This is a genomic window from Dyella marensis (assembly GCF_900112865.1).
GTDB lineage: Bacteria > Pseudomonadota > Gammaproteobacteria > Xanthomonadales > Rhodanobacteraceae > Dyella_D > Dyella_D marensis_A.
On sequence record NZ_FONH01000001.1, the window covers coordinates 303,475 to 325,779 of the forward strand.

The 22,305-nt window shown below is 65.4% G+C and carries 27 protein-coding genes; 10 read left to right on the forward strand and 17 right to left on the reverse strand.

Features of this window, described 5'->3' with window-relative positions:
• Positions 1–87 precede the first annotated feature (87 nt).
• Entirely contained in the window at positions 88–741 is a 654-nt protein-coding gene (locus BM172_RS22650; protein WP_218154626.1) for a DoxX family protein, read from the forward strand.
• Here the strand turns inward: BM172_RS22650 and BM172_RS01170 are convergent.
• Positions 713–1,888, reverse strand: a complete 1,176-nt coding sequence (locus BM172_RS01170) for an acyltransferase family protein (RefSeq protein ID WP_026634269.1) — start codon at positions 1,886–1,888, stop codon at positions 713–715. The genes BM172_RS22650 and BM172_RS01170 overlap by 29 nt on opposite strands.
• A 178-nt stretch (positions 1,889–2,066) precedes the next feature.
• Positions 2,067–2,303: a hypothetical protein gene (locus BM172_RS01175; protein ID WP_026634270.1), complete on the reverse strand. Its 237-nt coding sequence runs from the start codon at positions 2,301–2,303 to the stop codon at positions 2,067–2,069.
• A gap of 97 nt (positions 2,304–2,400) precedes the next feature.
• Here BM172_RS01175 and gnd point away from each other — a divergent pair, with 97 nt between their 5' ends.
• Positions 2,401–3,306 (forward strand): phosphogluconate dehydrogenase (NAD(+)-dependent, decarboxylating), encoded by a 906-nt coding sequence (gnd, locus tag BM172_RS01180; protein WP_026634271.1) that lies wholly within the window; start codon positions 2,401–2,403, stop codon positions 3,304–3,306.
• Between the two features lie 3 nt (positions 3,307–3,309).
• Here gnd and tkt read toward each other — a convergent pair whose 3' ends face one another.
• Positions 3,310–5,358, reverse strand: coding sequence for a transketolase (gene tkt / locus BM172_RS01185; RefSeq protein WP_026634272.1), 2,049 nt, complete (start codon positions 5,356–5,358; stop codon positions 3,310–3,312).
• 32 nt (positions 5,359–5,390) lie between these two features.
• On the reverse strand, positions 5,391–6,473 hold the full coding sequence (tal, locus tag BM172_RS01190) for a transaldolase (RefSeq protein ID WP_026634273.1): 1,083 nt from the start codon (positions 6,471–6,473) through the stop codon (positions 5,391–5,393).
• Between the two features lie 368 nt (positions 6,474–6,841).
• On the opposite strand from tal, the gene BM172_RS01195 reads away from it, so the two are divergent.
• Entirely contained in the window at positions 6,842–7,669 is an 828-nt protein-coding gene (locus tag BM172_RS01195) for an alpha/beta fold hydrolase (protein ID WP_035322824.1), read from the forward strand.
• A gap of 63 nt (positions 7,670–7,732) precedes the next feature.
• Here the strand turns inward: BM172_RS01195 and BM172_RS01200 are convergent, their stop codons facing one another.
• From BM172_RS01200 to BM172_RS01210, 3 genes are all read right to left on the reverse strand, one after another.
• Complete coding sequence (locus tag BM172_RS01200) at positions 7,733–8,023, reverse strand: hypothetical protein (RefSeq protein ID WP_026634275.1); 291 nt, start codon at positions 8,021–8,023, stop codon at positions 7,733–7,735.
• A 53-nt stretch (positions 8,024–8,076) separates the two neighbouring features.
• The gene (locus BM172_RS01205) at positions 8,077–9,441 is read right to left on the reverse strand and encodes an amino acid permease (RefSeq protein WP_026634276.1); all 1,365 of its coding nucleotides are present in this window, start codon (positions 9,439–9,441) and stop codon (positions 8,077–8,079) included.
• Between the two features lie 114 nt (positions 9,442–9,555).
• Positions 9,556–9,795 (reverse strand): putative hemolysin, encoded by a 240-nt coding sequence (locus BM172_RS01210; protein WP_026634277.1) that lies wholly within the window; start codon positions 9,793–9,795, stop codon positions 9,556–9,558.
• A gap of 286 nt (positions 9,796–10,081) precedes the next feature.
• On the opposite strand from BM172_RS01210, the gene BM172_RS22385 reads away from it, so the two are divergent.
• Positions 10,082–10,237, forward strand: a complete 156-nt coding sequence (locus tag BM172_RS22385; protein ID WP_155964691.1) for a hypothetical protein — start codon at positions 10,082–10,084, stop codon at positions 10,235–10,237.
• A gap of 18 nt (positions 10,238–10,255) precedes the next feature.
• Here the strand turns inward: BM172_RS22385 and dbpA are convergent, their stop codons facing one another.
• Positions 10,256–11,635 (reverse strand): ATP-dependent RNA helicase DbpA, encoded by a 1,380-nt coding sequence (gene dbpA, locus BM172_RS01215; protein ID WP_026634278.1) that lies wholly within the window; start codon positions 11,633–11,635, stop codon positions 10,256–10,258.
• 170 nt (positions 11,636–11,805) lie between these two features.
• Between dbpA and BM172_RS22940 the strand changes: the two genes are divergently transcribed.
• Both BM172_RS22940 and BM172_RS01225 read left to right on the forward strand, forming a co-directional pair.
• A complete protein-coding gene (locus BM172_RS22940) occupies positions 11,806–12,252 on the forward strand; it encodes a type II toxin-antitoxin system RelE/ParE family toxin (protein WP_231504151.1) in 447 nt (148 codons plus the stop codon).
• 9 nt (positions 12,253–12,261) lie between these two features.
• Positions 12,262–12,546 (forward strand): HigA family addiction module antitoxin, encoded by a 285-nt coding sequence (locus tag BM172_RS01225; protein ID WP_026634280.1) that lies wholly within the window; start codon positions 12,262–12,264, stop codon positions 12,544–12,546.
• A gap of 4 nt (positions 12,547–12,550) precedes the next feature.
• Here the strand turns inward: BM172_RS01225 and BM172_RS01230 are convergent, their stop codons facing one another.
• From BM172_RS01230 to BM172_RS01245, 5 genes are all read right to left on the reverse strand, one after another.
• Entirely contained in the window at positions 12,551–13,039 is a 489-nt protein-coding gene (locus BM172_RS01230) for a hypothetical protein (protein WP_026634281.1), read from the reverse strand.
• A 175-nt stretch (positions 13,040–13,214) separates the two neighbouring features.
• Positions 13,215–13,745, reverse strand: a complete 531-nt coding sequence (locus BM172_RS01235; RefSeq protein ID WP_026634282.1) for an O-acetyl-ADP-ribose deacetylase — start codon at positions 13,743–13,745, stop codon at positions 13,215–13,217.
• 34 nt (positions 13,746–13,779) lie between these two features.
• Complete coding sequence (locus BM172_RS21995; RefSeq protein ID WP_143096421.1) at positions 13,780–14,088, reverse strand: hypothetical protein; 309 nt, start codon at positions 14,086–14,088, stop codon at positions 13,780–13,782.
• Between the two features lie 3 nt (positions 14,089–14,091).
• A complete protein-coding gene (locus tag BM172_RS22000) occupies positions 14,092–14,352 on the reverse strand; it encodes an Imm32 family immunity protein (protein WP_143096422.1) in 261 nt (86 codons plus the stop codon).
• A complete protein-coding gene (locus BM172_RS01245; RefSeq protein WP_026634284.1) occupies positions 14,349–14,981 on the reverse strand; it encodes a TetR/AcrR family transcriptional regulator in 633 nt (210 codons plus the stop codon). The genes BM172_RS22000 and BM172_RS01245 overlap by 4 nt, the downstream gene beginning before the upstream one ends.
• Positions 14,982–15,073: 92 nt before the next feature.
• Here BM172_RS01245 and BM172_RS01250 point away from each other — a divergent pair, with 92 nt between their 5' ends.
• The 3 genes from BM172_RS01250 (at position 15,074) to BM172_RS01260 (ending at position 16,962) form a co-directional block, all read left to right on the forward strand.
• Complete coding sequence (locus tag BM172_RS01250) at positions 15,074–15,730, forward strand: O-methyltransferase (protein ID WP_026634285.1); 657 nt, start codon at positions 15,074–15,076, stop codon at positions 15,728–15,730.
• A 43-nt stretch (positions 15,731–15,773) separates the two neighbouring features.
• Positions 15,774–16,007 (forward strand): hypothetical protein, encoded by a 234-nt coding sequence (locus BM172_RS01255; RefSeq protein WP_026634286.1) that lies wholly within the window; start codon positions 15,774–15,776, stop codon positions 16,005–16,007.
• A gap of 211 nt (positions 16,008–16,218) precedes the next feature.
• The gene (locus tag BM172_RS01260; RefSeq protein WP_143096423.1) at positions 16,219–16,962 is read left to right on the forward strand and encodes a cupin domain-containing protein; all 744 of its coding nucleotides are present in this window, start codon (positions 16,219–16,221) and stop codon (positions 16,960–16,962) included.
• On the opposite strand, the gene BM172_RS01265 is transcribed toward BM172_RS01260, so the two are convergent.
• The 3 genes from BM172_RS01265 to BM172_RS01275 all read right to left on the reverse strand — a co-directional run bounded on the left by BM172_RS01265 (position 16,931) and on the right by BM172_RS01275 (position 19,263).
• Complete coding sequence (locus tag BM172_RS01265) at positions 16,931–17,629, reverse strand: hypothetical protein (RefSeq protein WP_026634288.1); 699 nt, start codon at positions 17,627–17,629, stop codon at positions 16,931–16,933. The two genes, BM172_RS01260 and BM172_RS01265, sit on opposite strands and share 32 nt — an antisense overlap.
• Before the next feature lie 192 nt (positions 17,630–17,821).
• Positions 17,822–18,316: a nuclear transport factor 2 family protein gene (locus BM172_RS01270; RefSeq protein ID WP_081805086.1), complete on the reverse strand. Its 495-nt coding sequence runs from the start codon at positions 18,314–18,316 to the stop codon at positions 17,822–17,824.
• Positions 18,317–18,429: 113 nt separating this feature from the next.
• Positions 18,430–19,263 (reverse strand): hypothetical protein, encoded by an 834-nt coding sequence (locus BM172_RS01275; RefSeq protein ID WP_026634289.1) that lies wholly within the window; start codon positions 19,261–19,263, stop codon positions 18,430–18,432.
• A 220-nt stretch (positions 19,264–19,483) separates the two neighbouring features.
• Between BM172_RS01275 and BM172_RS01280 the strand changes: the two genes are divergently transcribed.
• Positions 19,484–21,460 carry a ferritin-like domain-containing protein gene (locus BM172_RS01280; protein WP_081805087.1) on the forward strand — a complete coding sequence of 659 codons (1,977 nt, stop codon included), beginning with the start codon at positions 19,484–19,486 and terminating at the stop codon, positions 21,458–21,460.
• A 9-nt stretch (positions 21,461–21,469) separates the two neighbouring features.
• Here the strand turns inward: BM172_RS01280 and BM172_RS01285 are convergent, their stop codons facing one another.
• Entirely contained in the window at positions 21,470–22,276 is an 807-nt protein-coding gene (locus tag BM172_RS01285; protein WP_026634291.1) for an alpha/beta fold hydrolase, read from the reverse strand.
• Between the last annotated feature and the right edge of the window lie 29 nt (positions 22,277–22,305).

The following is a 22,305-nucleotide window of genomic DNA, read 5'->3' on the forward strand; positions in this document are numbered from 1 at the left end:
GGACTTCCGGCACGGGCAGGCCGGCGGCCGCGCCCGGCTAGACTCGCGCACCTTCCCTGCGCGGCCACGGCGATGTCGGATACCTCGGTGTTTCTGTTGCATGCGGGGATCGCTGCCGTTTTCGCGATCGCGATCCTGCTGCTGCCCACCCGAATATATGGCCGGCGCCTGCTGCTGGCCATCGTGGCGAGCGCCAGCGTCCTGCTCGCCGTGACATGGCTGGCCGGCGTAGCGCTGCTGCCGTTGGTTTCCGTCGCGGCGAATGACGTGCTGCGCCAGCTGATCGGCGGCACCGTTGCGCTGGGACCGTGGCTGGTGGGCGCAGCCGCAGTGGCAGCGATCGAGGCGGCACGGCAGCGGACCGGCACGCTGCGTATGGCCGATCGGCTCGGCCTGGCCTTGTCGGTCTACGTCGCGCTCAACTTCTTCGGCTTCGAGATCGGCAAGGCGCTGCACGACGCGGACATGCGCCAGTTCTTCCAGGCCTCGGGCTACCCGGTGTGGTCGATGTATGCGGTGATGGCCTTTGAAACCATGGGCGCCATCGCCCTGCTGGTGCCGCGGCTGCGCACGGCGGCGGCGATGGTGCTGGCCTTGATAATGCTCGGCGCCATCGCCACGCATGCGCGCAACGGCGATCCGTTCGCCGATTCGCTGGACGCGCTGCGGATGCTGCTGGTGGCGGCGTGCATCCTGCTGCTCGCGTCATCGTTCAAAGCACGCGGGCGCATGCAGGGATAAGCCGCAGCAAGGCGGTCGTCAGCCAGCTGAGCAGCAGCGTGCCAGCGAACACCAGCGCCGCCTTCTCCAGCGCAGGCAGTGGCTGGTCCAGCAGTTTCCATTGCAGCCAGGTCACGAAGACGTAGTGCAGCAGATAGATGCCGTAGGCGTTGCGCGACAGGCTCGCACCGAGCCAGCCGCCGCGACGGAACAGGCGCAGGAACAGCGCGAGCAAGGCCAGGCACGACACTGCGCAGGAAACGACGAAAGCGAGATCGGCGGCGATACGCCAGGCGACCGTCGATGCATCCTGCTGCACCGTCGCCAACTGCAGCTGGATCGCCACCAGCGTCCCATATGCCAATGGCGCGGCGATCATCCACACCCACCAGCTGCGCGCGAGGGTGCTGTCCGCCGCCAGCGCGCCACGCTCGAAGGCGATGGCGCCCAGGCCCACGCCGAAGGCGAAGTACACCGCGTACAGCGGAACCCGCGCGATCTGGACGAAGAACGGACCGAAACTGAGCCAGGCCATCGGGTCGACAAAGTGGGTGGCCAATAGATAGACCAGCGCCGACATCCCCGCGAGCAGGCCGAACAATACCGATGGCCGCTGACACGCCAGGAAGCGCCCGAACGCGGTGCCCGCCTTCGGCGCGATCGCATACAGGCCTGCCGCCAGCATGCCGAATGCAAGCAGCACCCACAGGAACCATGCCGGCCCCGCCGGCCACACGGTCAATCGCATCCAGCCGTTCATGAAGGCCGGCAGGCCCGGGCCACCGCCGCTGGTGCGCCACGCCGGGTAGTACGCCAGCGGCGCCAGCACGCCCGCGGCCAGCATGAACGGCAGGCCGAGCCGCAGCAGGCGTTCGCCCACGAAATCCGCGACGCCGCGACGACTCAGCGCCGGCCAGACGAAGAAGCCGGAGACCAGGAACATCAGCGCCATGAAGAACACATCGTTGAAGCCGACGATCCACGCGGCCGCCGGCAGGCGTGCACTGTCCACTACGGGGAAGGCGGTCCACAGCAAGGCCGGTGCGGAAAACGGCGCGGGCGGCGGTGCATACGGGTGGTAGGCGAGCAGCGTGTGGTGCAACAGCACCAGGAAGATGACGAAGAAACGCAGTCGGTCCAGGGCGGCGTTGCGTGGGGTGGCGGTCATCGCAGGTCCATTGCGGTTTGCAAGGCGATGTTACAGCGATACGGATCGACGTCGTTGTTGGATGCGTGGCGTTGGATGGAGGTAAGAGAGCTTTTGCGCTTCTTGGAATTCGGCGTTTCGCTCCGCCAGGCCCCTCACCCAGCCCTCTCCCCGGAGGGGAGAGGGGGCCAATGGCGCGTCAGCTTGGAGGGCTCCAATTCTGCGCGACCACCCACTCGCTGCGCAGTACCGCGGCATACGTTTCCCCAACCTTCGCCCGCCCCGCCGTGATCTCCATGATCGCCTGCGTGCGCGCTGCCTGCGCCGTGAGGCCGGGCTTGCGGCTTACCTCGCCCAACAGCCGCCATTGCCCGGCGGCGGTCTGCTGGAGCACGACGAAACCGGGCGGTGCCGGCCTGGCGGAAGGTTCGGTCATGAAAGGATTCTCCGGCCTTCGCGACACGTACATGCCGCGTACTCACGCGATGGTTCATCATGTCCGCTTGCAATGCCAACTGACATGAGGATGCGGCATGAACATCGGCATGATCGGCCTGGGCCGGATGGGCGCCAACATGGCGCAGCGCCTGCTGCGCGGCGGACACCAGATCGTCGGCTTCGACCCGCAGGCGGCCGCACGCAAGGCGCTGGAGGATAAAGGCGCCGGCTCGGCGCCCTCGCTGGCGGATCTGGTCGCCGCCCTGCCCGCGCCGCGTACGCTGTGGCTGATGGTGCCCGCGGGCGCGCCGACGGATGCCAGCCTCGACACGCTGCTGCCGCTGCTCGGCGAAGGCGACACCGTCATCGATGGCGGCAACTCCTTCTACAAGGACACGCTGCGGCGCGCGCAGCGCTTCGGCGAACGCGGCATCGCCTACATCGACTGCGGCACCAGCGGCGGCATCTGGGGACTGGACGAGGGCTACAGCCTGATGATCGGCGGCGATGCGGCGGCGGTCGAGCGTCTGCGCCCCGTGTTCGAGACGCTTGCGCCGGCCAGTGACCAGGGCTGGTCGCGCGTGGGCCCGGTCGGTGCCGGCCATTTCACCAAGATGGTCCACAACGGCATCGAATACGGCCTGATGCAGGCTTATGCGGAAGGCTTCTCCATCCTCAAGCACAAGACTGAATTCGAACTGGACCTGCACCGGATCGCCGAGGTCTGGCGCCATGGCAGCGTGGTGCGCTCCTGGTTGCTGGACCTCACCGCCGACGCGCTGAAGAAGAACCCGGAGATGGCCGGCATCGCGCCCTACGTACCGGATTCCGGCGAGGGACGCTGGACGGTGGACGAGGCGATCGAACTCAACGTGCCCACGCCGGTGATCGCGCAATCGCTGATCGAGCGCCTGCGCTCGCGCGACAAGGAGTCCTTCGCCGACAAGCTGCTGTCGTCGATGCGCAACGAGTTCGGCGGGCATCCCATCGCCAGGGAATAGCCGTCACCGGCCCAGCAGGGCCTTTGCGCGCGCATACACGCCATCCACGGTGAAGCCGAACTTCTCCAGCAGCACTTCGGCCGATGCCGACGCACCGAAATGGTCGATGCCCATCATCTGGCCGCGTGGGCCGACGTAGCGCTCCCAGCCCTGCGGCACGCCAAGTTCCACCGCCAGGCGGGCGCCGACCGACGGCGGCAGCACCTCGTCGCGCTCCCGTTGCGAGCAGGCCTCGAACAGCGCCCAGCTCGGCATCGATACGCAGCGGACAGCCACGCCTTCGGCCTGCAAGCGCTCGGCCGCCGCGACGATCAGGCCGACTTCGGAACCGCTGGCGATCAGGATCAGTTCGGGCTTGCCGTCCGCCGCATCGAGCAGCACATAGCCGCCGCGGCGCAATCCATCCGCTGGCGCACAGCGCTCGCGATCCAGCGTGGGCACCTTCTGCCGCGTCAGCGCGAATACGACCGGGCGATCGTTCGTCTCCATCGCGACGCGCCAGGCGACCGCCGTTTCGTTGGCGTCCGCCGGGCGGATCAGCAACAGGTTCGGAATGGCGCGCAGGTTGGCCAGTTGCTCGACCGGCTGGTGCGTCGGGCCGTCTTCGCCCAGCGCGACACTGTCGTGGGTGAACACATGAATGACGTGGAGCTTCATCAGCGCCGCCAGGCGCAGCGGCGGCCGCATGTAGTCGGAGAAGATCAGGAAGGTCGAGCCGAACGGAATCAGGCCACCGTGCGCCGCCAACCCGTTGACGATGGAACCCATCGCATGTTCGCGCACGCCGAAGTGGACATTGCGACCGGCGTAGCTCCAGCCGGCTTCGTCGGTGCCTTGCAGGTCCGCGCCCTGCGCAGCTCCGGGATGGAAATCGCCCTGCCCCTTCAGCGCCGTCATGGTCGAAGGATCGAGATCGGCGGAACCGCCGGTGAAGGTCGGCAGCCTCGCCACGAAGGCATTCATCACCTTGCCCGAGGCATCGCGCGTGGCCATGCCTTTCGCGTCCGCCGGAAAATCCGGAATCTCGGCGTCCCAGTCCGCGGGAAGTTCGCGGCGGATGACCTGCAGCAATTCGGCGTGCTGCTCGGGAAACGCCTTCGCATAGGCGTCCATCCGCTCGTTCCATGCCTGCTCCCATTGCTCGCCGCGCCGCTGCGCCTGGCGAAAATGCGCCAGCGCGTCGTCGGGCACCAGGAAATCCGGCTCGGTCGGCCAGCCCAGCTTCTGCTTGGTCTTGCGCACGCTGTCCTCGCCCAGCGGCGAACCGTGCGCCTTGAACTTGTCCTGCTCCGGCGAGCCGTAGCCCAGATGCGTGCGCACCAGGATCAGCGTCGGCCGCGTGGTCTTCGCGCGCGCCGTTTCCAGCGCCGCGTCCAGCGCGACCAGGTCGTTGCCGTCGCCCACCGCGATGGTGTGCCAACCGTAGGCGTCGAAGCGGCGCCTGACGTCCTCGGAGAAAGTAATGTCGGTACCCGCGGACAAGGTGACCGAATTCTGGTCGTACAGACAGATCAGCTTGCCCAGCCCGAGATCTCCCGCCAGCGAGCAGGCTTCGGAAGCCACGCCTTCCATCAGGTCGCCGTCGCTGACGATGGCGTAGGTGCAGTGGTCGATCACCGCATGGCCGGGACGGTTGTAGCGCGCCGCCAGTTGCGCTTCGGCGATGGCCATGCCGACCGCGTTGGCGATGCCCTGCCCGAGCGGTCCGGTGGTGACTTCCACGCCGGGCGTGTGCCCGCGCTCGGGATGCCCCGGCGTCTTGCTGCCCCATTGGCGGAACTGCTTGATGTCCTCCAGCGAGAGCTCGAAACCGGTGAGGTGCAGCAGGCTGTAGAGCAGCGCCGACCCGTGGCCGGCCGACAGCACGAAGCGGTCGCGATCGAACCAGTCCGGATTGGCCGGGTGGTATTTGAGCCAGCGCGTCCACAGCACGTAGGCCATCGGCGCCGCATCGAGCGGCAACCCGGGATGGCCGCTGTTGGCTTTCTGCACCATGTCGACCGACAGGAAGCGGATGGTATTGATGCATTGCTGGTCGAGATCGTCCGCCATGCGGGTCACCTGCGAATAGAGGGGATGGGCGCTCAGGCGCCGGTCAGTTGCGCGCTCTTGCCGGCGATGCGCTGCAACAGTTCCTGCCACGATTTGACGAAGGCGGCGGCGCCTTCTTCCTGCAGCTGCCGGGCCAGCGCATTGATGTCGATGCTCGCGCCGGCGAACTGCGCCAGCACGCTCTCGGCGTCGACACCATCCGTGCGCATGGCCTCCTTCACCGCGCCATGTCCGGCCAGGGCCAGCAAGGTCTTGTCGGGCATGGTGTCGATGGTGTCCGGCGCGGCCAACGCCTCGACGTACAAGGTGTCGGGAGCCTTGGGATCCTTGGTGCCGGTGCTGGCCCACAGCAGCCGCTGCGGACGCGCGCCCTTGGCGGCCAGCGCCTGCCAGCGCTCCGAATCCAGCAGGTCGCGATAGGCCTTGTAGACGCGGCCGCTGATCGCGATGCCGAGCCGGTTGTGCAGTTCAGCGGGCACCTTGTCCTTGACCGCGACATCCCAGCGGCCGACGAACAGCGAGGCGACCGAACCCACGCGCGGATCCAGCCCCGCCTCGATACGCCGCTCGATGCCGCGCATATAGGCTTCCGCGGCGGCGACGTACTGCTCGCGGGAAAACAGCAAGGTCACGTTGATCGGGATGCCGGCGAAGATCGACTCTTCGATGGCCGGCACGCCTTCCGGGGTGCCGGGGATCTTCACGTAGAGATTGGGCCGCTCCGCCTGCCCGTGGATGTCCCTGGCGGCGCGGATGCTGCCTTCGGTGTCCTGCGCCAGCAGCGGCGAGACTTCCATCGACACCCAGCCGTCCAGCTGCTGGCTGGCCTTGAACGCCGGGCGGAACAGGTCGGCGACGCGGCGCAGGTCGTCCAGCGCAAGCTGAATGAACAGGTCTTCGCCCGACACCCCGGCGCGCGCCTTCTCGCGGATGTCCTCGTCATAGGCCTGCCCTTCGCCGATCGCCGCATTGAAGATGGTCGGGTTGGAGGTCAGGCCGGTCACCGACAGCTCGTCGATATAACGACGCAGGGTGCCGTCGTCGAGCATGTCGCGGGTGATGTTGTCGAGCCAGAGGCTCTGGCCGAGTTGGCGCAATTGCTGGATGGCTTTCATGGCGGTTCCGGCACAAAGGTCGATGGCGCAATGGCGTCGATGCGCAATGGGCAAAGCTCAACTGTGATCCAGCCCCCGTTAAATCCAGGCATGGGGTGCATGGCGCGGATGTGAGGCGTGGGGCGAGCTCTTCGCATGTGCTTCACGGCCGGCCACATGCCCAGGAAGGTCACGAAGGCGTAGCAGGCCCGATACATGCTTCACGCGGGGTAGCCAACGATTCGTCAGCCGCCTCAATCAGGAAACACTGTGTCACCGAAGAAGCGCTGTGACGGCTGCGCCGGTGGCGATACGCTTGCCGCCTTTGCGAAGCACAGTCGCAAAGACCTCAGCATGTATCTCTCAGACCCATCCACGGAGCCCAAGCCATGACCAACAAGATCGTCACCAAAGACGGAGTCGAGATCTTCTACAAGGACTGGGGCAAAGGCCAGCCTGTCGTCTTCAGCCACGGCTGGCCCTTGTCGTCGGACGACTGGGACGCCCAGATGCTGTTCTTCCTGGATCACGGCTACCGGGTGATCGCCCATGATCGCCGCGGCCATGGCCGCTCCACGCAGACGGATACCGGCAACGACATGGAACACTACGCCGCCGACCTCGCCGCCCTGACCGAGGCGCTGGACCTGCGCGATGCGATCCACATCGGCCACTCCACCGGCGGTGGCGAAGTGGCGGCCTATGTGGCGCGCCACGGCCAGAAGCGCACCGCCAAGATCGTGCTGATCGGCGCGGTGCCGCCGATCATGGTCAAGAACGCCAATAACCCGGGCGGCACGCCGATCGAAGTGTTCGACGATTTCCGCAAGCAGCTCGTGGCCAATCGCGCGCAGTTTTTCCTGGATATCCCCACCGGCCCGTTCTACGGCTTCAACCGTCCGGGCGCCAAGCTCTCCGAGGGCATCGTCCGCAACTGGTGGCGCCAGGGCATGATGGGCGGCACCAAAGCCCACTACGACTGCATCAAGGCCTTCTCGGAAACCGACTTCACCGAGGACCTGAAGAAGATCGAGCAGCCCGCGCTGGTGCTGCATGGCGACGACGACCAGGTGGTGCCGTACCAGGACGCCGGCGTGCTGTCGGCCAAGCTGCTCAAGAACGCCACGCTGAAGATCTATCCCGGCTTCCCGCACGGGATGGCGACGACGCATGCGGATGTCATCAATAACGACATCCTGGCTTTCATCAAAGGCTGATGCAAAAAGGCGGCCTCGCTGCGAAGCGGGGCCGCCTGTCTTTGCGCATGCCTGACTCGATGGTCAGTAAAGCTGAGCCAGCAGAAAAACGATCGGCACGACGACGGACGCCAACGCCAACAAGGATCGGCGGCGGGCTGCGGCGAACGATCGACCGGAAAGCCAGAGCGAGCCTACGAGGCACATCAACCCGATCAGCCACACCGCCAGGGAAACGTGCCGCTGGCTCTCGATGACAGAGCGCGCGACCGAGGGCGCCGGATCGCCAAACTGCGACATGACGCCGTAGTACGCCAGCAACCAGCCGAGCACCACCAGCACCAAGGCAAGATTGGCAGACCGACTCGCGCTCATCTCCCCTCCTGGATCATGCATGCCGATAAATGACTGATGGCCTTGATCGCCATCTAGGCATTCGCGCGCCGACCAAGTCCGAAGACGTAGTAGAGCACGGTCAACAACACCAGCCACAAGGGCCCGACAATCAGGGCCACGCGGGTATCGGGGAAGTAGCCCATCAGCCCCACTACCAGCACCAGGAACGCCAGCGCCAGATACGAGGCATACGGAAAGAACGGCATGCGGAAGACCAGCTGGCTGCGCTGCGCCTCGCTCAGGCCGCGTCGGTACTTCATCTGGGTGATCAGCACGATGCCCCAGGTCCAGATCGCGCCGAAGGTCGCCGCCGAAGTGACCCACACAAACACCTTCGCCGGCACCAGGTAGTTGAGCAGCACGCCGAACAGCAAGGCGACCAGCGACACCAGGACCGCGCGATTCGGGATGCCGCTGGGCGATGTCACCGCAAACGTGCGCGGCGCCTGCCCCTGCTGCGCCAGGTTGAAGAGCATGCGGCCGGTGCTGTAGATACCGCCGTTGCAGGACGACAACGCCGCGGTGAGCACCACGAAGTTGATGATGCCCGCGGCCGACTTGATGCCGAGCCGCTCGAAGGTCATCACGAACGGGCTGCCATGCGTACCCAGTTCGTTCCAGGGATAGATCGACATGATCACGAACAGCGCGCCGACGTAGAAGATCAGGATGCGCCAGAACACCGAATTGATCGCGTCGGGAATCGACTTCTTCGGGTTGTCCGCCTCGCCGGCGGTGAGGCCGATCATCTCCACGCCCAGGTAGGCGAACATCACCATCTGCAAGGCCATCAGCATGCCCTTGGCGCCATTGGGCATGAAGCCGCCATGCGTCCACAGGTTGCTGATGCCGGTCGGCACGCCCTGGTTGCCGAGGCCGAACACAATCATGGCGCCGCCGCCCACGATCATCAGCACGATGGTCACCACCTTGATCATGGCGAACCAGAATTCGAACTCGCCATAGGCCTTGACCGCCGCCAGATTGACCGCGCCCATGGTGACCAGCGCCGCCAGCGCCCAGATCCATTGCGGCACGTCCGGGAACCACACGCCCATGTAGACGCCTACCGCGGTGATTTCCGCGATGCAGGTCATCAGCCACATGAACCAGTAATTCCAACCGGTGAGATAACCCGGCAGCGGCCCGAGATAATCCTGCGCATAGCGGCTGAAGGAACCGGCCACCGGGTTCTGCACGGCCATCTCGCCGAGCGCGCGCATGATGATGAAAATCGCCACGCCGCCCAGCAGGTAGGACAGCAGGATGGCGGGACCGGCGAGCCGGATCGCGTTGGCGGAGCCGAGGAACAGGCCGACGCCGATGGCCGAGCCCAGCGCCATCAGGCGGATATGGCGTTCCTGGAGGCCGCGTTGCAGCGAGTCGTTGGTTTGCATGAAAGGTCCGTTGATGGATAGGGCTGGTCGTTCATGCGAGTCCGTTGTCGACCCGGATCCCGCTCGAATGGCAGTGCTTGCGCAACTTCGGCACCGGACTGGAAACCCGGCGAATTACTGGTGATCCCGGCGAAACAACGCCCATTCCTCGATCCGCTCTCCGCTGGGCAAGGTGCAATAACCCGCTTCGCCACCGTCCTTATCCTTGACGATCTCCAGTTTGCCGCCCGCCTGTCGGCAATGAACGGAGGCGGGGTTGGCCAGCTGGGTCGTGCCTGGCGTGACAGCGGCTTCGGGATGTGAAGCGCAGGCGGTGAGCATGCTGACCAGGACCGCGAGAACAAGAAGTTTCATGGTCCAACTGTCCTAGAAGAGGGTTGGCGGAGTCTACGGCGGAGATATCGCTCAGAACAGCCCGGATACCATCCGGCCAGGGGCTCGGCTAGCATGGTTCCGGCAAGCAGAGCCCATGGCCCGCGGGACCCGGGCATACGTCATCCCAGGATGGAATCCATGACACTTCTTCGAGCGATCCTGCTGTTTCTTGCCTTGCTGCTGGCGGATACGGCCTTCGCAGCAGCCTTCGACTGAAAACTGGTGAATCTGCCGGCCGGCACGGCCCACGGGAATCACAGTTTCGGTGGCATCTGCCGGCTGGAGAACGACAGATCGCATCGACGTGCTGATCTGCAACGACGACATGGTGGGCCATTTTGCGATGGACCGGATCGAGGTCGACCGGGAAACGGACAAGGCCCTGATCGACTACGTCAACACCAAGTGCTTCGGCGGCTAAAACCGGAGCCTGGCATCGTCAATCCAGGGTCCGCACTCGGAAATTGCGTCCCTTGATCTTGCCCGCACGCAGACGCTCCAGCGCTTTGCCGGCCAAGCCCCGGCTGACCGCCACATACGCACGAGTGGCAAACACATCGATCTTGCCGACGTCGTCCGCCTTGAGGCCGGCGTCGCCGGTGAGCGCGCCGAGGATGTCGCCGGGACGGAGCTTGTCCTGCCGTCCGGCGTCGATCACCAGCGTTTTCATCGGCGCCAGGTTCAGCGTCTTGCCGCGCGGTGGCGACAGCTTGAGCGGATGCCAAGCCAGCGGTTGGCCGAGGACCTGCTCGATATTGTCGGCCTTGGGCTTCTCGCGCGGCGTGCAAAGGGTGATCGCCAGCCCCGTCTGACCGGCGCGACCGGTGCGGCCGATGCGATGGGTATGGGTGTCCGGATCGTGAGCGATGTCGTAACTCACCACCAGCGGCAAGGCGGTGATGTCGAGCCCGCGGGCCGCCACGTCGGTAGCCACCAGCACGGCGCAGCTGCGGTTGGCGAACTGCACCAGCACTTCGTCGCGGTCGCGCTGCTCCATGTCGCCATGCAGGGCCAGCGCGGAGAAGCCCCGGCTGTCCAGCTCCTGCGCGACGGCGTCCACGTCGCGGCGCATATTGCAGAACACCAGCGCGTGCTGGCCGCGCTCGCCGGTGAGCAGCTGCGCGAGCGCATCGAGCTTGCGTGCCGGGTCGACCTCGACGAAGCGTTGCTCGATGGCCGGACGGGTGTCGGCCGGCGCCTCCACGGTGATCTCGACCGGATCGCGCTGCAGCCGCCTGCTTACCTCGCGGATGTCATCGGGATAAGTGGCGGAAAACAACAGAGTCTGATGATGCTTGGCGATGCGCCCGACGATATCGTCGATGGCCTCGCTGAAGCCCATGTCCAGCATGCGGTCGGCCTCGTCCAGCACCAGCACCTGGATGCCGCCGCCATGCAGGCTGCCGCGCTTCAGATGCTCCTGCACGCGGCCCGGCGTGCCGACCACGATGTGCGGGTCGTGCGTGAGCGAAGCCAGCTGCGGCCCCAGCGGCATGCCGCCGCACAAGGTCAGCAGCTTGACGTTGGGGATATTCGCGGCGAGCTTGCGAATGGCCTTGCTGACCTGGTCGGCCAGTTCGCGCGTCGGGCACAGCACCAAGGCCTGCAGGCGGATCGTTTCCACATTCAGCGATTGCAGCAGGCTCAGGCCGAACGCCGCGGTCTTGCCGCTGCCCGTCTGCGCCTGTGCGATCACGTCGCGCCCCTCCAGCATGGCCGGCAGGCTCTGCGCCTGGATGGGGGTCATCTCGTCGTAGCCCAGCGACTGGACGCTGGCGAGCAAGGCGGGCTTGAGGGGGAGCGTGGTGAAGGCGGTCATGGCGCATGATCGCATGAACGGCGGCGGTGGATGGCCGTTTTCCTACTCCTGCGCATGCCGCGTGCTTCTCGGACTCATCAGGCACCTCGGGGCGGCGGTGCGGCCTAGCTATTCCACTGCGCCTCCTCCATGTGTAGGGAAACGCCTTTTTTGTGTAGGCCAAGCCAAAGATGCTCGACGGATTTGCAAGACTTGCGGATGAAGCGACATTGATCGCTGTATATCGATGCTATACAGTAGGCATCGATCATCCCCGTGCCCAACGACTTTCTGGCATGACGTCCTGTGGCCAAGAAATGCCCGTGCATGGCTTCAACCAGAATCTGGGACGAGCAAAGATGATCAGGAGTTTTCGCCACAAGGGTGTGAGGAAATTTTATGAGACCGGCTCAACGGCAGGCATCCAGATCCACCATCGGGCTCGCTTGCGCATCCTGCTTACGGTCCTGGATGCAGCTGTCGCACCATCCGACATGGGAGCGCCCGGCTGGGAACTTCACCCTTTGAAGGGCGAGCTCGCCGGACTCTGGTCGGTCAAGGTCAACGGCAATTGGCGCCCGACCTTCGCCTTCCAGGGCAAAGACGCCATCCTGGTGGACTACCAGGACTATCACTGAGGAATAGTCATGGCTCGCATGCATAACCCCGCCCATCCCGGCGAAGTACTACGCGAATATCTTGGCGATCTTTCCGTCACGGAAGCGGCGGGACGCCTTGGCATCACGCGGGTATCCCTGTCCCGTATCCTTAATGGCAGGAACGGGATTTCTGCGGACATGGCGCTGCGTCTCGAAGCGGCCCTGGGCACCAGCGCGGAGATGTGGACGACGATGCAGGCGCAGTTCGACCTGTGGGAAGCGCGGCAGAAAAAGCGGCCCAAGATCGTGCCGTTTCCTCCTGCAGCTGCTTGAGCCGCTACGCCGTCGCGCGAATCCGAAATGCCCTCGCCGTACGAATGGCGATAAGCACGAAGGCCACCAGCACCACCAGCTGAGTGCCTCCGAACAGCGCCTTCTGCGTGTCTGCCGCAAGAGCGACCAGCGCGGGAACCTTGGCGAAAATCTGCGCCACCAGCACGAACACGAGGAAGTACTCGCTGACCACCACGCCGAGCGGGAACTGCGTCGTCCAGAACGCTGAGCGACCAACGGCCTGTCGCGCGGCAAGCGCCCAACCGAGCACGATCAGCGCGACGATGCCCACTCCGATGGCAGGCGTGAAACCGTGATAGGGAAACATAAACCCGGTCACGCTGGTGAGGATGGCGGTGACGAGAAACGTCGTGATCGCCGCCGAACGCAGCCGCCCTACTGTCAGCTCGCGAATGGCCGGCACGCCGGCGACGATCGCAATCATGCTGAGCAGCGTATGGAAAGCTGTGAACCAGCCGAGCGGAGTGTTCATGCGCGTGCTCCCTTGCGTTTTTTCACCTGAACCAGGGCCGATAGGATGCTTTGCGGCAAACCGCGACTCCGCATGCGTGGCCACTCGACCTTGTGTCCCGGCAGACGGAAAGCTTGCCCGCCCACTATGAAGCGATATACCTGGAGCCGCCATCCACTATTGGGTATATCTGATGTCATCGAGCTGCCGGTTTGCTTGGGAGCTCGAGTACCCCCTCGTACACCGTCAGGTCACCAGGCGAGAAGCAGCAAAAGATCACTTCCCGTATCGCTTGCGCCTCCTCCAGGGCCGCGCGCACGGTCGCAACCGCAACACCCGCGGCCTGCTCGATCGGGTAGCCGTAAATGCCGGTGCTGATGCTGGGAAACGCCAGCGTGCTGACGCCATGCGCTACCGCCACCTCGATCGAACGCCGATAGCAGGACGTCAGCAAGGCCTTCTCCCCCTCCCCACCACCGCGCCAGACCGGCCCCACCGTGTGGATGACGTGCCTGGCCGGCAGCCGGTAACCCTTGGTGATCTTCGCATCGCCGGTCTTGCAGCCGCCGAGCAGGCGGCACTCATGAACCAGCTCGGGCCCCGCGGCCCGATGGATGGCGCCGTCCACGCCGCCGCCGCCGAGCAGGGAGGAGTTGGCGGCGTTGACGATGGCGTCGAGGTCGAGGGTGGTGATGTCGGCGCGCAGGGCGCGGAGGATGGCGGTCATCGGATATCCCTAACTCGGCAAGCAATCAGACGCGCTAACGACCGATCTTCTCGCCAATGTAGCGTAGCAACGGCGCGGCATGGATGAGCATCGAGGACGGTCCGTCCTCTTTTATGTCCGTATCGATCATACCGAGCAGGAATTCCCAGCTGTCGCCAAGACTGCCTACCTCATTCACTTCAGTGATGGGAGTCAGGACGTCCAAAGCCGCATCGCTGCTGATGTCCCAGAAATAGTCATGGTCCAGGGTGAATTCCGGTCCATGCACGCGCTCGGCGTGTTCGAGAAGATCATTGACGACGCGACGGAGATCACCAAGCTGGACAACGGGATATTTGAGCATGAGTTACCGGTCGCCCGTGCCATGGAAGTGGACTGGATTAAATACGATCAGATGCGGTGAGTCATCGAAGCCAGGCTGTTTATCGGCCAGATGTTCATGATCGTAGGAAGCCCCCATGCGTTCCATGCGCTGCGCCGAAGAAACCAGAAACGAGGCGATGTTCCTCAACTCCTCAGGACTGGCGACCAGCGTGACTTCCGACAGCACCATCGGCCCACTCTTTTCGGCTGACGCCTCTTCGTCGATATATCCATAAATCCTCATATCGCCCCAAGCTCCCTCAGATAAGCACAGAACATATCCGCCATGGCATCCGCATAAGCCTTGATCTCTTTCTCCGTCCGCGCCGTCTCCGAAAACTCCTTCCCCACCGCACTCATCGTCGCCTTCACCAGCTCCCCCGCCATCTCCCGCCTGGCCTTCGTCGCCTTGGGCAATGCCTCTCGCATGAACGCCTGCATCGCGCGCTCACCCGAGGCCTTTACCTCCTTCGCCTCCGGTGCATCGCGATAAAGCGGGGCGGCATCGCTGAGCGCCACGCGCATCGCAGCCTCTTCGCATTCGGAGCGGATGAAGGTGTGGATCAGGGCGCGCAGGCGATCCAGCGGTGCCCTGCGCTTGTCCTGCAGGATCTCGTGCAGCAGGCCCGTGGTCTGCTGCCATTCGTCGCTCTGCAGGCGGAACAGGATGGCCGCCTTGTTCGGGAAGTACTGGTAAAGCGAACCGATGCTGACGCCGGCCTTCTCGGCCACGCGCGCGGTGGTGAAGCGGTGCGCACCCTCCTTCGCCAAAACCTGAGCAGCCGCTTGCAGGATGGCGGCGACGAGCTCGGTCGAGCGCGTCTGTTTAGGCTGTTTTCGCGAGGAAATCTTGAGGTTCTTGCGTTCGGTCATGGCGGCACCGGCAATGCGAATAGGAAACCTGACTAATTCGTCGCATTCTAATCCGGCACCGCAACTACTGCACAAGTACCGGAGAAAACCGCATGACCACCCTTACCACTACGCCGCTCGCCCCCTTGCTGGAGCGCCTGTTTGCCCAGGCCAAGGCGGCGACCAGCCCCGCCTGGTCCGACTTCCCGCGCGAGGAGCTGTCGCGGCTGATGCACAGCAAGACCGAGTATCTCGATTTCTACGGCCGCCTGAAGGACTTGTGGCTGCCCGTCTCGCGCAACACGGCCCAGCTGCTCTACATGCTGGCGCGCGGCTGCCGTGCGAAAGCCATCGTGGAGTTCGGCACCTCGTTCGGCATTTCCACCTTGCACCTGGCGGCGGCCCTGCGCGACAACGGCGGCGGCCGTCTGATCACCACTGAATTCGAGCCAGGCAAGGTTGCGCAGGCACGCGAGCATCTGCAAGCCGGCGGCGTGCTCGACCTGGTGGAGATTCGCGAAGGCGATGCGTTGAAGACGTTGAGTGCGAATCTTCCCGAGTCGATCGACCTGGTGCTGCTGGACGGAGCGAAAGCCCTTTATCCGGAGGTGCTGAATCTGCTGGAAAGTCGCCTGCGCCCTGGCGCGCTGATCGTCGCGGACAACGCGGACTACAGCCCGGAGTATCTGGAGCGCGTGCGCGCACCGGCCAGCGGCTATCTGTCGGTGCCCTTCGCCGAGGACGTCGAGCTGTCGATGCGGCTCGGCTGACGGAAATCCGGTCGGCCATGTGCAAGGCCGTAGGAGGACCATCATGAGCAACAGCCTCTTGCTCCGTATCCTTGCCCTGGCCGAACGGATCGAACCCGACCGCGAGGCGATCTGGGAATGGTTCTTTCGCACGCCCATTTCGCCCTATGGCAGGACGGCTTATGAACTTGGACAGGATGGCGAGGGCGATGCGGTGATTGCGTTCCTGGAGCGGGCGATTGAAGCATCGAATACCAGTCACCTCGACGTCATCCCGGCGCAGGCCGGGATCCTGTGACGACAACAGCAGGTTGTCGCGTCACGCAGACAAGTAAAGGAATAAAGGCCGTGCAACTTTTACGTGACAATCCAACGTGACTGTCACTGGATCCCGGCCTGCGCCGGGATGACGAGCTGGCAGCATCGCGCCTGGCTGTACTGGCCGTTCGGCGGATACCGCGTTCACCTGCCCCCGCGCTAGCATCGATCTGTTTCGTACATGCCAAGGAATGCGCTCGATGCTACGGAATCTCCAGCTTGCCGCTCTCGCCCTCGCAGTCCTCTTCGCCACGCCAGGCATGGCGCAACATGACCACCGCTCCAGCGTGCCCAATGGTTGCCAACCGCTGGGCACGCACAAGGTGGGCGACATCGGTTGCTACATCGTCGCGCAGGAGTCGATGGTCAATCCGCCCGGTGGACCGCTTTATTGGCACCTGGATACATTCGCCGACGTCAAGGCGGCGCGCGTCGCCCGCAGTACCAACGGCAGCGTGATCGAGGCCTACGGGCAGGTCTGGCTGCTGACGGTCGCCGAGGAAAACTGGAATCCGGAAGGAGGCCGCCATGTCGCCACCATCGGCCCGTTCACGCCGTTGACCAAGGGCATGCAGACCGCGACCTACATGGTCGCGACCACGGATGCCAACATGGATTCGCCGCCGCACACCCACGCCGGCCCGGAAGTCTTCTATGTCATCGACGGCGAGCAATGCCTGGAGACGCCCGACGGCATGCAGTCCTTGAAGGCAGGTGAAGGCCGCGCCGTGGCCGGCGGCGTACCGATGAAGCTGTATGGCGCCGGCAGCGTGACGCGGCGGGCGCTGGTCCTCGTGCTTCATGACGCCGCGCAGCCGGTGGTGATCCGTCGTCCGGCGTGGCAACCGAAGGATCTGTGCCTTGCCGGAACGGATGAACACATGCCGGCGGGTGCCTTCGTGCCTAGCTCACCGGAATATCGATCCGCTCGATGAACTTCCGCCGCGGGAACCATCGCCGCCCCGCATCGCGCAACTTCGCCGCCACCTTGGGCATGGCTTCCAGCGTCGCGGGAACCGCCTGGTACACACTGGTGGCCGCCGTTTCCCACCGCGCGAAATGCATGTCGCCCAGCGCCTGCTTGAACTGCTCCATGGTGATCGGCTTGCCCATGATGCCCGCGCGCGCAGCCATCGGATGCACGATCTCGAACAGCAGGTCGTTGCGGATGTTCAGATGCAGGATGCAGTCGTCATAGCGCCGCTGCGAGGCTTCGACTTCCACGATCAGGCTGGCGTCGCCGCGCTCCACCAGGAAGGTCAGGTCTTCCACGCGCTGGCGCGCATGGCTGCTGGGCGGATTGGGAAAGGCGCGCAGGTTGGAGATCTGATGCCAGCTGTCCTTGCCCTTGGAGAGCTCGGCCTGCACGGTGGACAGGTAATGCGCCTGCGACACCAGCACCAGGATCGCGCGGTTGATCGCGCCGGCACGCAGCTCCTCGCGCCGCACGGACTCGTTGATGCCCTGGTATTTGAAGGCGAGCACGGCGCCCAGCAGCGTACCCACGAAGGGGAACGTCCAGGTCGCCAGGTCCTTCGGCGCGATCGCGTCGGTGAAATACGCGACGGCGAACAGCAAGGCTACGAACAGCAGTGCGAGCACTGCAAGCAGCCCTCCACCTACGCCAGACACTCTCATGGGATCACCCTTCGGTCACCAGTCCGGTCCCCCTGGTCGATCGACGATGCTCGCACAGCATAGTGTGAAGGCGCCGACGGGCCTAGGTTCCGGGCCGGCGCGCCGGGATCTGATGGGCGTCGACGGGGGTTGCCGTTCAGCCAACGCCGACAACGCTTACTTGCCGCCGCCCTCGATGCTGTGGTGGTCGTAGCTGACCACACGCACCAGTTGCCACCGGCCGTCCTGGTAGCGCCAGATGTGCAGGAACTTGCCTTCGCCCTGGCAGGCGTTCGAACCGATCTGGCAGAAGCGATGCGTGCCCGTCTCGATCGCGCCGTAATCCTTGATCGGATACACCTCGAGCGTGCCGACCAGCTCGCGGCGCACCTTGTGGCAGATGTTGCGGCGGGTGGCGTCGACCACCGCATCGCGGCCGGTCATCAGTCCGGCCTTGTCGTGGAAGAACTCGACGTCCGCACTGAAGTAATCGCCGAAGGTCTTCAGGTCGCAGTTGTTGTAGGCGTCGAAGACTTTCCGGTCCAGCTCATTGACGGTGCGCACCAGCGCATCGCCTTCCGGGATCGCGGCAGGCGTGGCGGCCTGCGCGACCGGGCACGCGAACAGCGGGACAAGCAACAGGGCAAGGCGCGAACGGCGAGAGGCATGCATGGAAGGCTCCTGGTCGGCGGGATCCACTGACGGTCGGCAACCGTCCTGCGCATCGGCCCGGCAAGCCTAAGCCTTCAGCCGCCCGCGCACAGCATGCCGGATGGCATCCCGCCTCAGCCCTGCAGTTCGGCCAGTTGCCGGCGCAGTTCCGCGTTCTCCGCCGTCAGCTCGGCCACGCGCTGGCGCAACGCGAGCAGTTCCTCGCGCTCGGCCAGCACCGGCTCCGCGGCAGCCTTGCCTTCGTCCTCGTCTTTCTGGCGCGGCTTGCGCCGCGACTCGCGCACGCGCTTGGCGGCTTCCTTCAGTTCCTTCCCGCCGGCCTCCGCGGCGGCGCGCTGCTCCTCCACCGGCAGGCTGGCCACGGCGGCGGCGGCATTGATCGATAGCATGCCGGACTTCACGGCGGCGACTACTTCCTCGGTGGCCTGCTTCTGGATCTTCTCGATCAGGCCGACCTGGCTCTGGCTCAGGCGCGCCTCGCGGGCGAGATCGTCGCGGCTGGGCACGGGATCGGCAGCCGAAACCACGGCCGGAGCTTCGACAGGCATGACCTGCGCTTCCGCCACGGCTTCCGCGCCCATGGCTGGCGCCTCGTCTTCGCTGGCCTTTGCTTTCCCCCGACGCGCCGCCAGGATTTCGCGCTTGCGCAGCGCCAGCACCCCGCGCTGGAACGGCGATACGCTGCGCCTTCCCAGATGCTGTTCGATCATCCACAGGTGCACGTCCTCCATGGACTGGAAGCGCGTGTTCTGGATGGTCTGGAACGGCAGGTCGTGCTTGCGGCATACGCTATAGCGATGATGGCCGTCGACCAGGGTATCGCCCCACAGCACCAGGGCGTCGCGGCAACCTTCGGCGAGGATGCTGCGCTCCAGCGCCTCGTACTCGTCCGGCGTCATGGGGTCGATATAGGCCTTGAGTTCCTCGTTGACGACTATGTCCGTCATCGCGCGCTTCCGGAATGGCAAAAGGGGCGCATTGTAGAGAGTGAGGGCCGCTCGCGCTGCCTTGACGGGGAGCGTCATTTGCACTCACCAACCATCTCCCTTGCGTTTGCCGACCGGGCGGGCGTGACCACCGCCGGCTTCCAGGCGACGGCCGCGCCGCGCTATCTTGCGCGGCGGAGCATCGTCGATCCCTCCCTCAAGCTCACCGGGAAGCCAGCCCATGGCCAGCAACCACCCGTACCTTTCCGCGCCCAGCCGCGAGCAGGCGCTGCACGCGCTGTACGAGGCGGCCGAGCTCGAACACTGCCTGATGTGCACTTACCTGTATGCCGCGTTCTCGCTGAAGAGCTCGGTCGACGAGGGCCTCACGCCGGCGCAGCTGGACGCCGTGTCGCGCTGGCGGCGCGCCATCCTGCAGGTGGCCACCGAAGAAATGGGCCACCTGGTGGCGGTATGGAACATCACGGTGGCGCTGGGCGGCGCGCCACGCATCGGCCGCTTCAACTTCCCGCTGGACCCCGGCATCCTGCCGGCCGGCGTAGTTGTGAAGCTGGCTCCGTTCAACGTGGCCACGCTGCAACACTTCATCTACCTGGAACGCCCCGCCGGCTCGGCCGAGCCGGACGGCGAAGGCTTCAGCGCGGACCGCAGCTTCGTGCGCGGCGCCGACGGCCCTCGCCTCACGCCGATGGGCGTGGACTACGACACCGTCGGCCAGTTCTACGAGAAGCTCGCAGAAGGCCTGCGCCGCATGGTCGACACCTATGGCGAGTCCGGCGCGCTGTGCGGCACGCCGGAGTTGCAGTTGACCGATGCCGACGCCAACCTGCCCGGCTGCAAGCGCGTGATCTGCCTGAAGACCGCGCTGGCCGCCTTCGATGCCATCGTCACCCAGGGCGAAGGTGCGCAGGAAAACGTCGAGGACTCGCACTACCGGAAATTCGCCGCAATCCGTGCGGAATACCAGGCCTTGCTGGCGGAGGATCCGAACTTCGTGCCGGCCTTCCCCGCGGCGACCAATCCGGTGATGCGGCGTCCACCGCGTCCGGAAGGCCGCGTGTGGATCGAGGACGCGCGCGCCATCGCCACCGTCGACCTGGCCAATGCCGCGTACGGCCTGATGCTGCGCCTGCTCGGCTATGCCTACGCGGTGCCGTCGCCGGATCCGGACAAGGCACTGGCGGTGGACCTGGCGGTGGGCCTGATGCGCGCGATCGCGCCGCTGGCCGAACGCGCCGCACGGCTGCCGGCCGGTCCGTCCAATCCGCAATGCCATGCGGGCCTGTCGTTCATTGCCTTGCGCGATGCGTCGGCGTTGCCGCCGGGGCCCGGTGCGCGGCGCTATTTCATCGAGCGGCTGCAGCAGTTGGCGGATGCAGCGGTGCGCTTGAACGAGCCAGGCGATGCGCGCACTGCGGGGGCCGCGACCTGGCTGGCGCGGTTGGCGCAGAGTGCGGCGCAAGGCTTCGATCCGGACCGCCCGGCCGGCCTTGTGCAGGCGCCTGCCCCGGCGATCGCCGCAACGCCACCGCCTCCCGCGCCGCCGGCCAGCGTGGAAGACGGTATCGAACGCGTCGAAGGCGAGAAGCTCACCCTGCTGTTCGAAAGCAAGCGCTGCATCCACGCGCGCTTCTGCGTCACCGGCGCGCCGACCGTGTTCCTCGCCAATGTGCAAGGCCCGTGGATCCATCCCGACACCGTGGACGTGGAACGCCTGGCCGAGATTGCCCACGCCTGCCCGTCCGGCGCCATCCAATATCGCCGCCGCGATGGCCGGCCCGACGAAACGACGCCGCCGGTGAACCTTGCCGGCACGCGCGAGGCCGGCCCCTACGCCTTCCGCGGCGAGCTGTATCTCAACGGCGTACCTGCCGGCTATCGCGCCACCCTATGCCGCTGCGGCGCCTCGAAGAACAAGCCGTTCTGCGACGGCTCGCATCACGATGCGGGCTTTACGGCCAGCGGCGAACCGCCGACCGGCAAGGCCACTGACATGCTCGCCATGCGCAACGGCCCCTTGCATCTCGAGCCGCAGCCGAACGGACCATTGAAGGTGCGCGGAAATCTCGAAATCGTCAGCGGCACCGGCAGGATGGTGGCAAGGGTGACGAGCGCGTTCCTGTGCCGCTGTGGCGGCAGCAAGAACAAGCCGTTCTGCGATGGGACGCACGCGACGATCGGGTTCGTGGCGGATTGACCGGGCGACTCAAACCGCCTCGCGCAAATACGCCAACATGGCTTCATTGAACTCCTCCGGCCGCTGCAGCAGCGCGAAGTGGGTTCCTCCAGACAGGACGATCGACCTGGCCCCAGGGATGACCCTGACCAGATGCTCCGTATGCTCTCGCGTAATGAATTCGTCGCTCTCGCCCGTGACGATCGCCACCGGCACGCGGATCGCCGCCAGCGCGGCATCGTCGTAGGTAGGCTGCGCCTGCGTCATCCGATCGACCGCCTGCGCGATCTCGTCGAAGCGCTCCGCCTCCGGCGAAAAGCGCGCGTGATCGAGCTTCACCCGATTGAACATGCGCCCCAGCACCGGATCGTCCATATCCAGCGGCTTCAATCCGTCCAGATGCATCACGGTACCGAATGCGAACACGCGGCCGACTCGCTGCGGATGCCGCATGGCCAGGGTCAGACCGATGATGGCGCCGTCGCTCCAGCCCACGATCGCGGCTGCCGGCAGTTCCAGCGCATCCATCACCGCCAGCACTTCTTCGGCTTCCAGCGCGTAGCTCAGCGGCTCCGCACCCAGCGTACTGCGCCCGCGGCCGCGGTTGTCGATGGCGATCGCGCCGTAGCCTGCCGCAGTGAGCGCTGCGATCTGGCGGCTCCAATCGGCGGCCTGGTTGAACGCCCCGTGCAGGAGGAGCACCGGTGCTCCTTCGCCGTATACGCCGCACCAGATCGAAGCGCCCGCATGGGACACGCGCAGTTCCCGCACCGGCGTCGGCAACGGCGGCGTGCCGTGCGCGGCGTAGTGACTTAAATCTTCGTCGCGGAATTCCATCGGGCCCTCTTCGGTGTGGCACGGATGAC

Excerpts from the sequence above, each read along its gene's own strand:
- BM172_RS01170 (WP_026634269.1), bottom strand. The coding sequence starts at position 1,888 with ATGACCGCCACCCCACGCAACGCCGCCCTGGACCGACTGCGTTTCTTC.
- BM172_RS01175 (WP_026634270.1), bottom strand. The coding sequence starts at position 2,303 with ATGACCGAACCTTCCGCCAGGCCGGCACCGCCCGGTTTCGTCGTGCTC.
- gnd (WP_026634271.1), top strand. The coding sequence starts at position 2,401 with ATGAACATCGGCATGATCGGCCTGGGCCGGATGGGCGCCAACATGGCG.
- tkt (WP_026634272.1), bottom strand. The coding sequence starts at position 5,358 with ATGGCGGACGATCTCGACCAGCAATGCATCAATACCATCCGCTTCCTG.
- tal (WP_026634273.1), bottom strand. The coding sequence starts at position 6,473 with ATGAAAGCCATCCAGCAATTGCGCCAACTCGGCCAGAGCCTCTGGCTC.
- BM172_RS01195 (WP_035322824.1), top strand. The coding sequence starts at position 6,842 with ATGACCAACAAGATCGTCACCAAAGACGGAGTCGAGATCTTCTACAAG.
- BM172_RS01200 (WP_026634275.1), bottom strand. The coding sequence starts at position 8,023 with ATGAGCGCGAGTCGGTCTGCCAATCTTGCCTTGGTGCTGGTGGTGCTC.
- BM172_RS01205 (WP_026634276.1), bottom strand. The coding sequence starts at position 9,441 with ATGCAAACCAACGACTCGCTGCAACGCGGCCTCCAGGAACGCCATATC.
- BM172_RS01210 (WP_026634277.1), bottom strand. The coding sequence starts at position 9,795 with ATGAAACTTCTTGTTCTCGCGGTCCTGGTCAGCATGCTCACCGCCTGC.
- dbpA (WP_026634278.1), bottom strand. The coding sequence starts at position 11,635 with ATGACCGCCTTCACCACGCTCCCCCTCAAGCCCGCCTTGCTCGCCAGC.
- BM172_RS22940 (WP_231504151.1), top strand. The coding sequence starts at position 11,806 with ATGCTCGACGGATTTGCAAGACTTGCGGATGAAGCGACATTGATCGCT.
- BM172_RS01225 (WP_026634280.1), top strand. The coding sequence starts at position 12,262 with ATGGCTCGCATGCATAACCCCGCCCATCCCGGCGAAGTACTACGCGAA.
- BM172_RS01230 (WP_026634281.1), bottom strand. The coding sequence starts at position 13,039 with ATGAACACTCCGCTCGGCTGGTTCACAGCTTTCCATACGCTGCTCAGC.
- BM172_RS01235 (WP_026634282.1), bottom strand. The coding sequence starts at position 13,745 with ATGACCGCCATCCTCCGCGCCCTGCGCGCCGACATCACCACCCTCGAC.
- BM172_RS21995 (WP_143096421.1), bottom strand. The coding sequence starts at position 14,088 with ATGCTCAAATATCCCGTTGTCCAGCTTGGTGATCTCCGTCGCGTCGTC.
- BM172_RS22000 (WP_143096422.1), bottom strand. The coding sequence starts at position 14,352 with ATGAGGATTTATGGATATATCGACGAAGAGGCGTCAGCCGAAAAGAGT.
- BM172_RS01245 (WP_026634284.1), bottom strand. The coding sequence starts at position 14,981 with ATGACCGAACGCAAGAACCTCAAGATTTCCTCGCGAAAACAGCCTAAA.
- BM172_RS01250 (WP_026634285.1), top strand. The coding sequence starts at position 15,074 with ATGACCACCCTTACCACTACGCCGCTCGCCCCCTTGCTGGAGCGCCTG.
- BM172_RS01255 (WP_026634286.1), top strand. The coding sequence starts at position 15,774 with ATGAGCAACAGCCTCTTGCTCCGTATCCTTGCCCTGGCCGAACGGATC.
- BM172_RS01260 (WP_143096423.1), top strand. The coding sequence starts at position 16,219 with ATGCGCTCGATGCTACGGAATCTCCAGCTTGCCGCTCTCGCCCTCGCA.
- BM172_RS01270 (WP_081805086.1), bottom strand. The coding sequence starts at position 18,316 with ATGCATGCCTCTCGCCGTTCGCGCCTTGCCCTGTTGCTTGTCCCGCTG.
- BM172_RS01275 (WP_026634289.1), bottom strand. The coding sequence starts at position 19,263 with ATGACGGACATAGTCGTCAACGAGGAACTCAAGGCCTATATCGACCCC.
- BM172_RS01280 (WP_081805087.1), top strand. The coding sequence starts at position 19,484 with ATGGCCAGCAACCACCCGTACCTTTCCGCGCCCAGCCGCGAGCAGGCG.
- BM172_RS01285 (WP_026634291.1), bottom strand. The coding sequence starts at position 22,276 with ATGGAATTCCGCGACGAAGATTTAAGTCACTACGCCGCGCACGGCACG.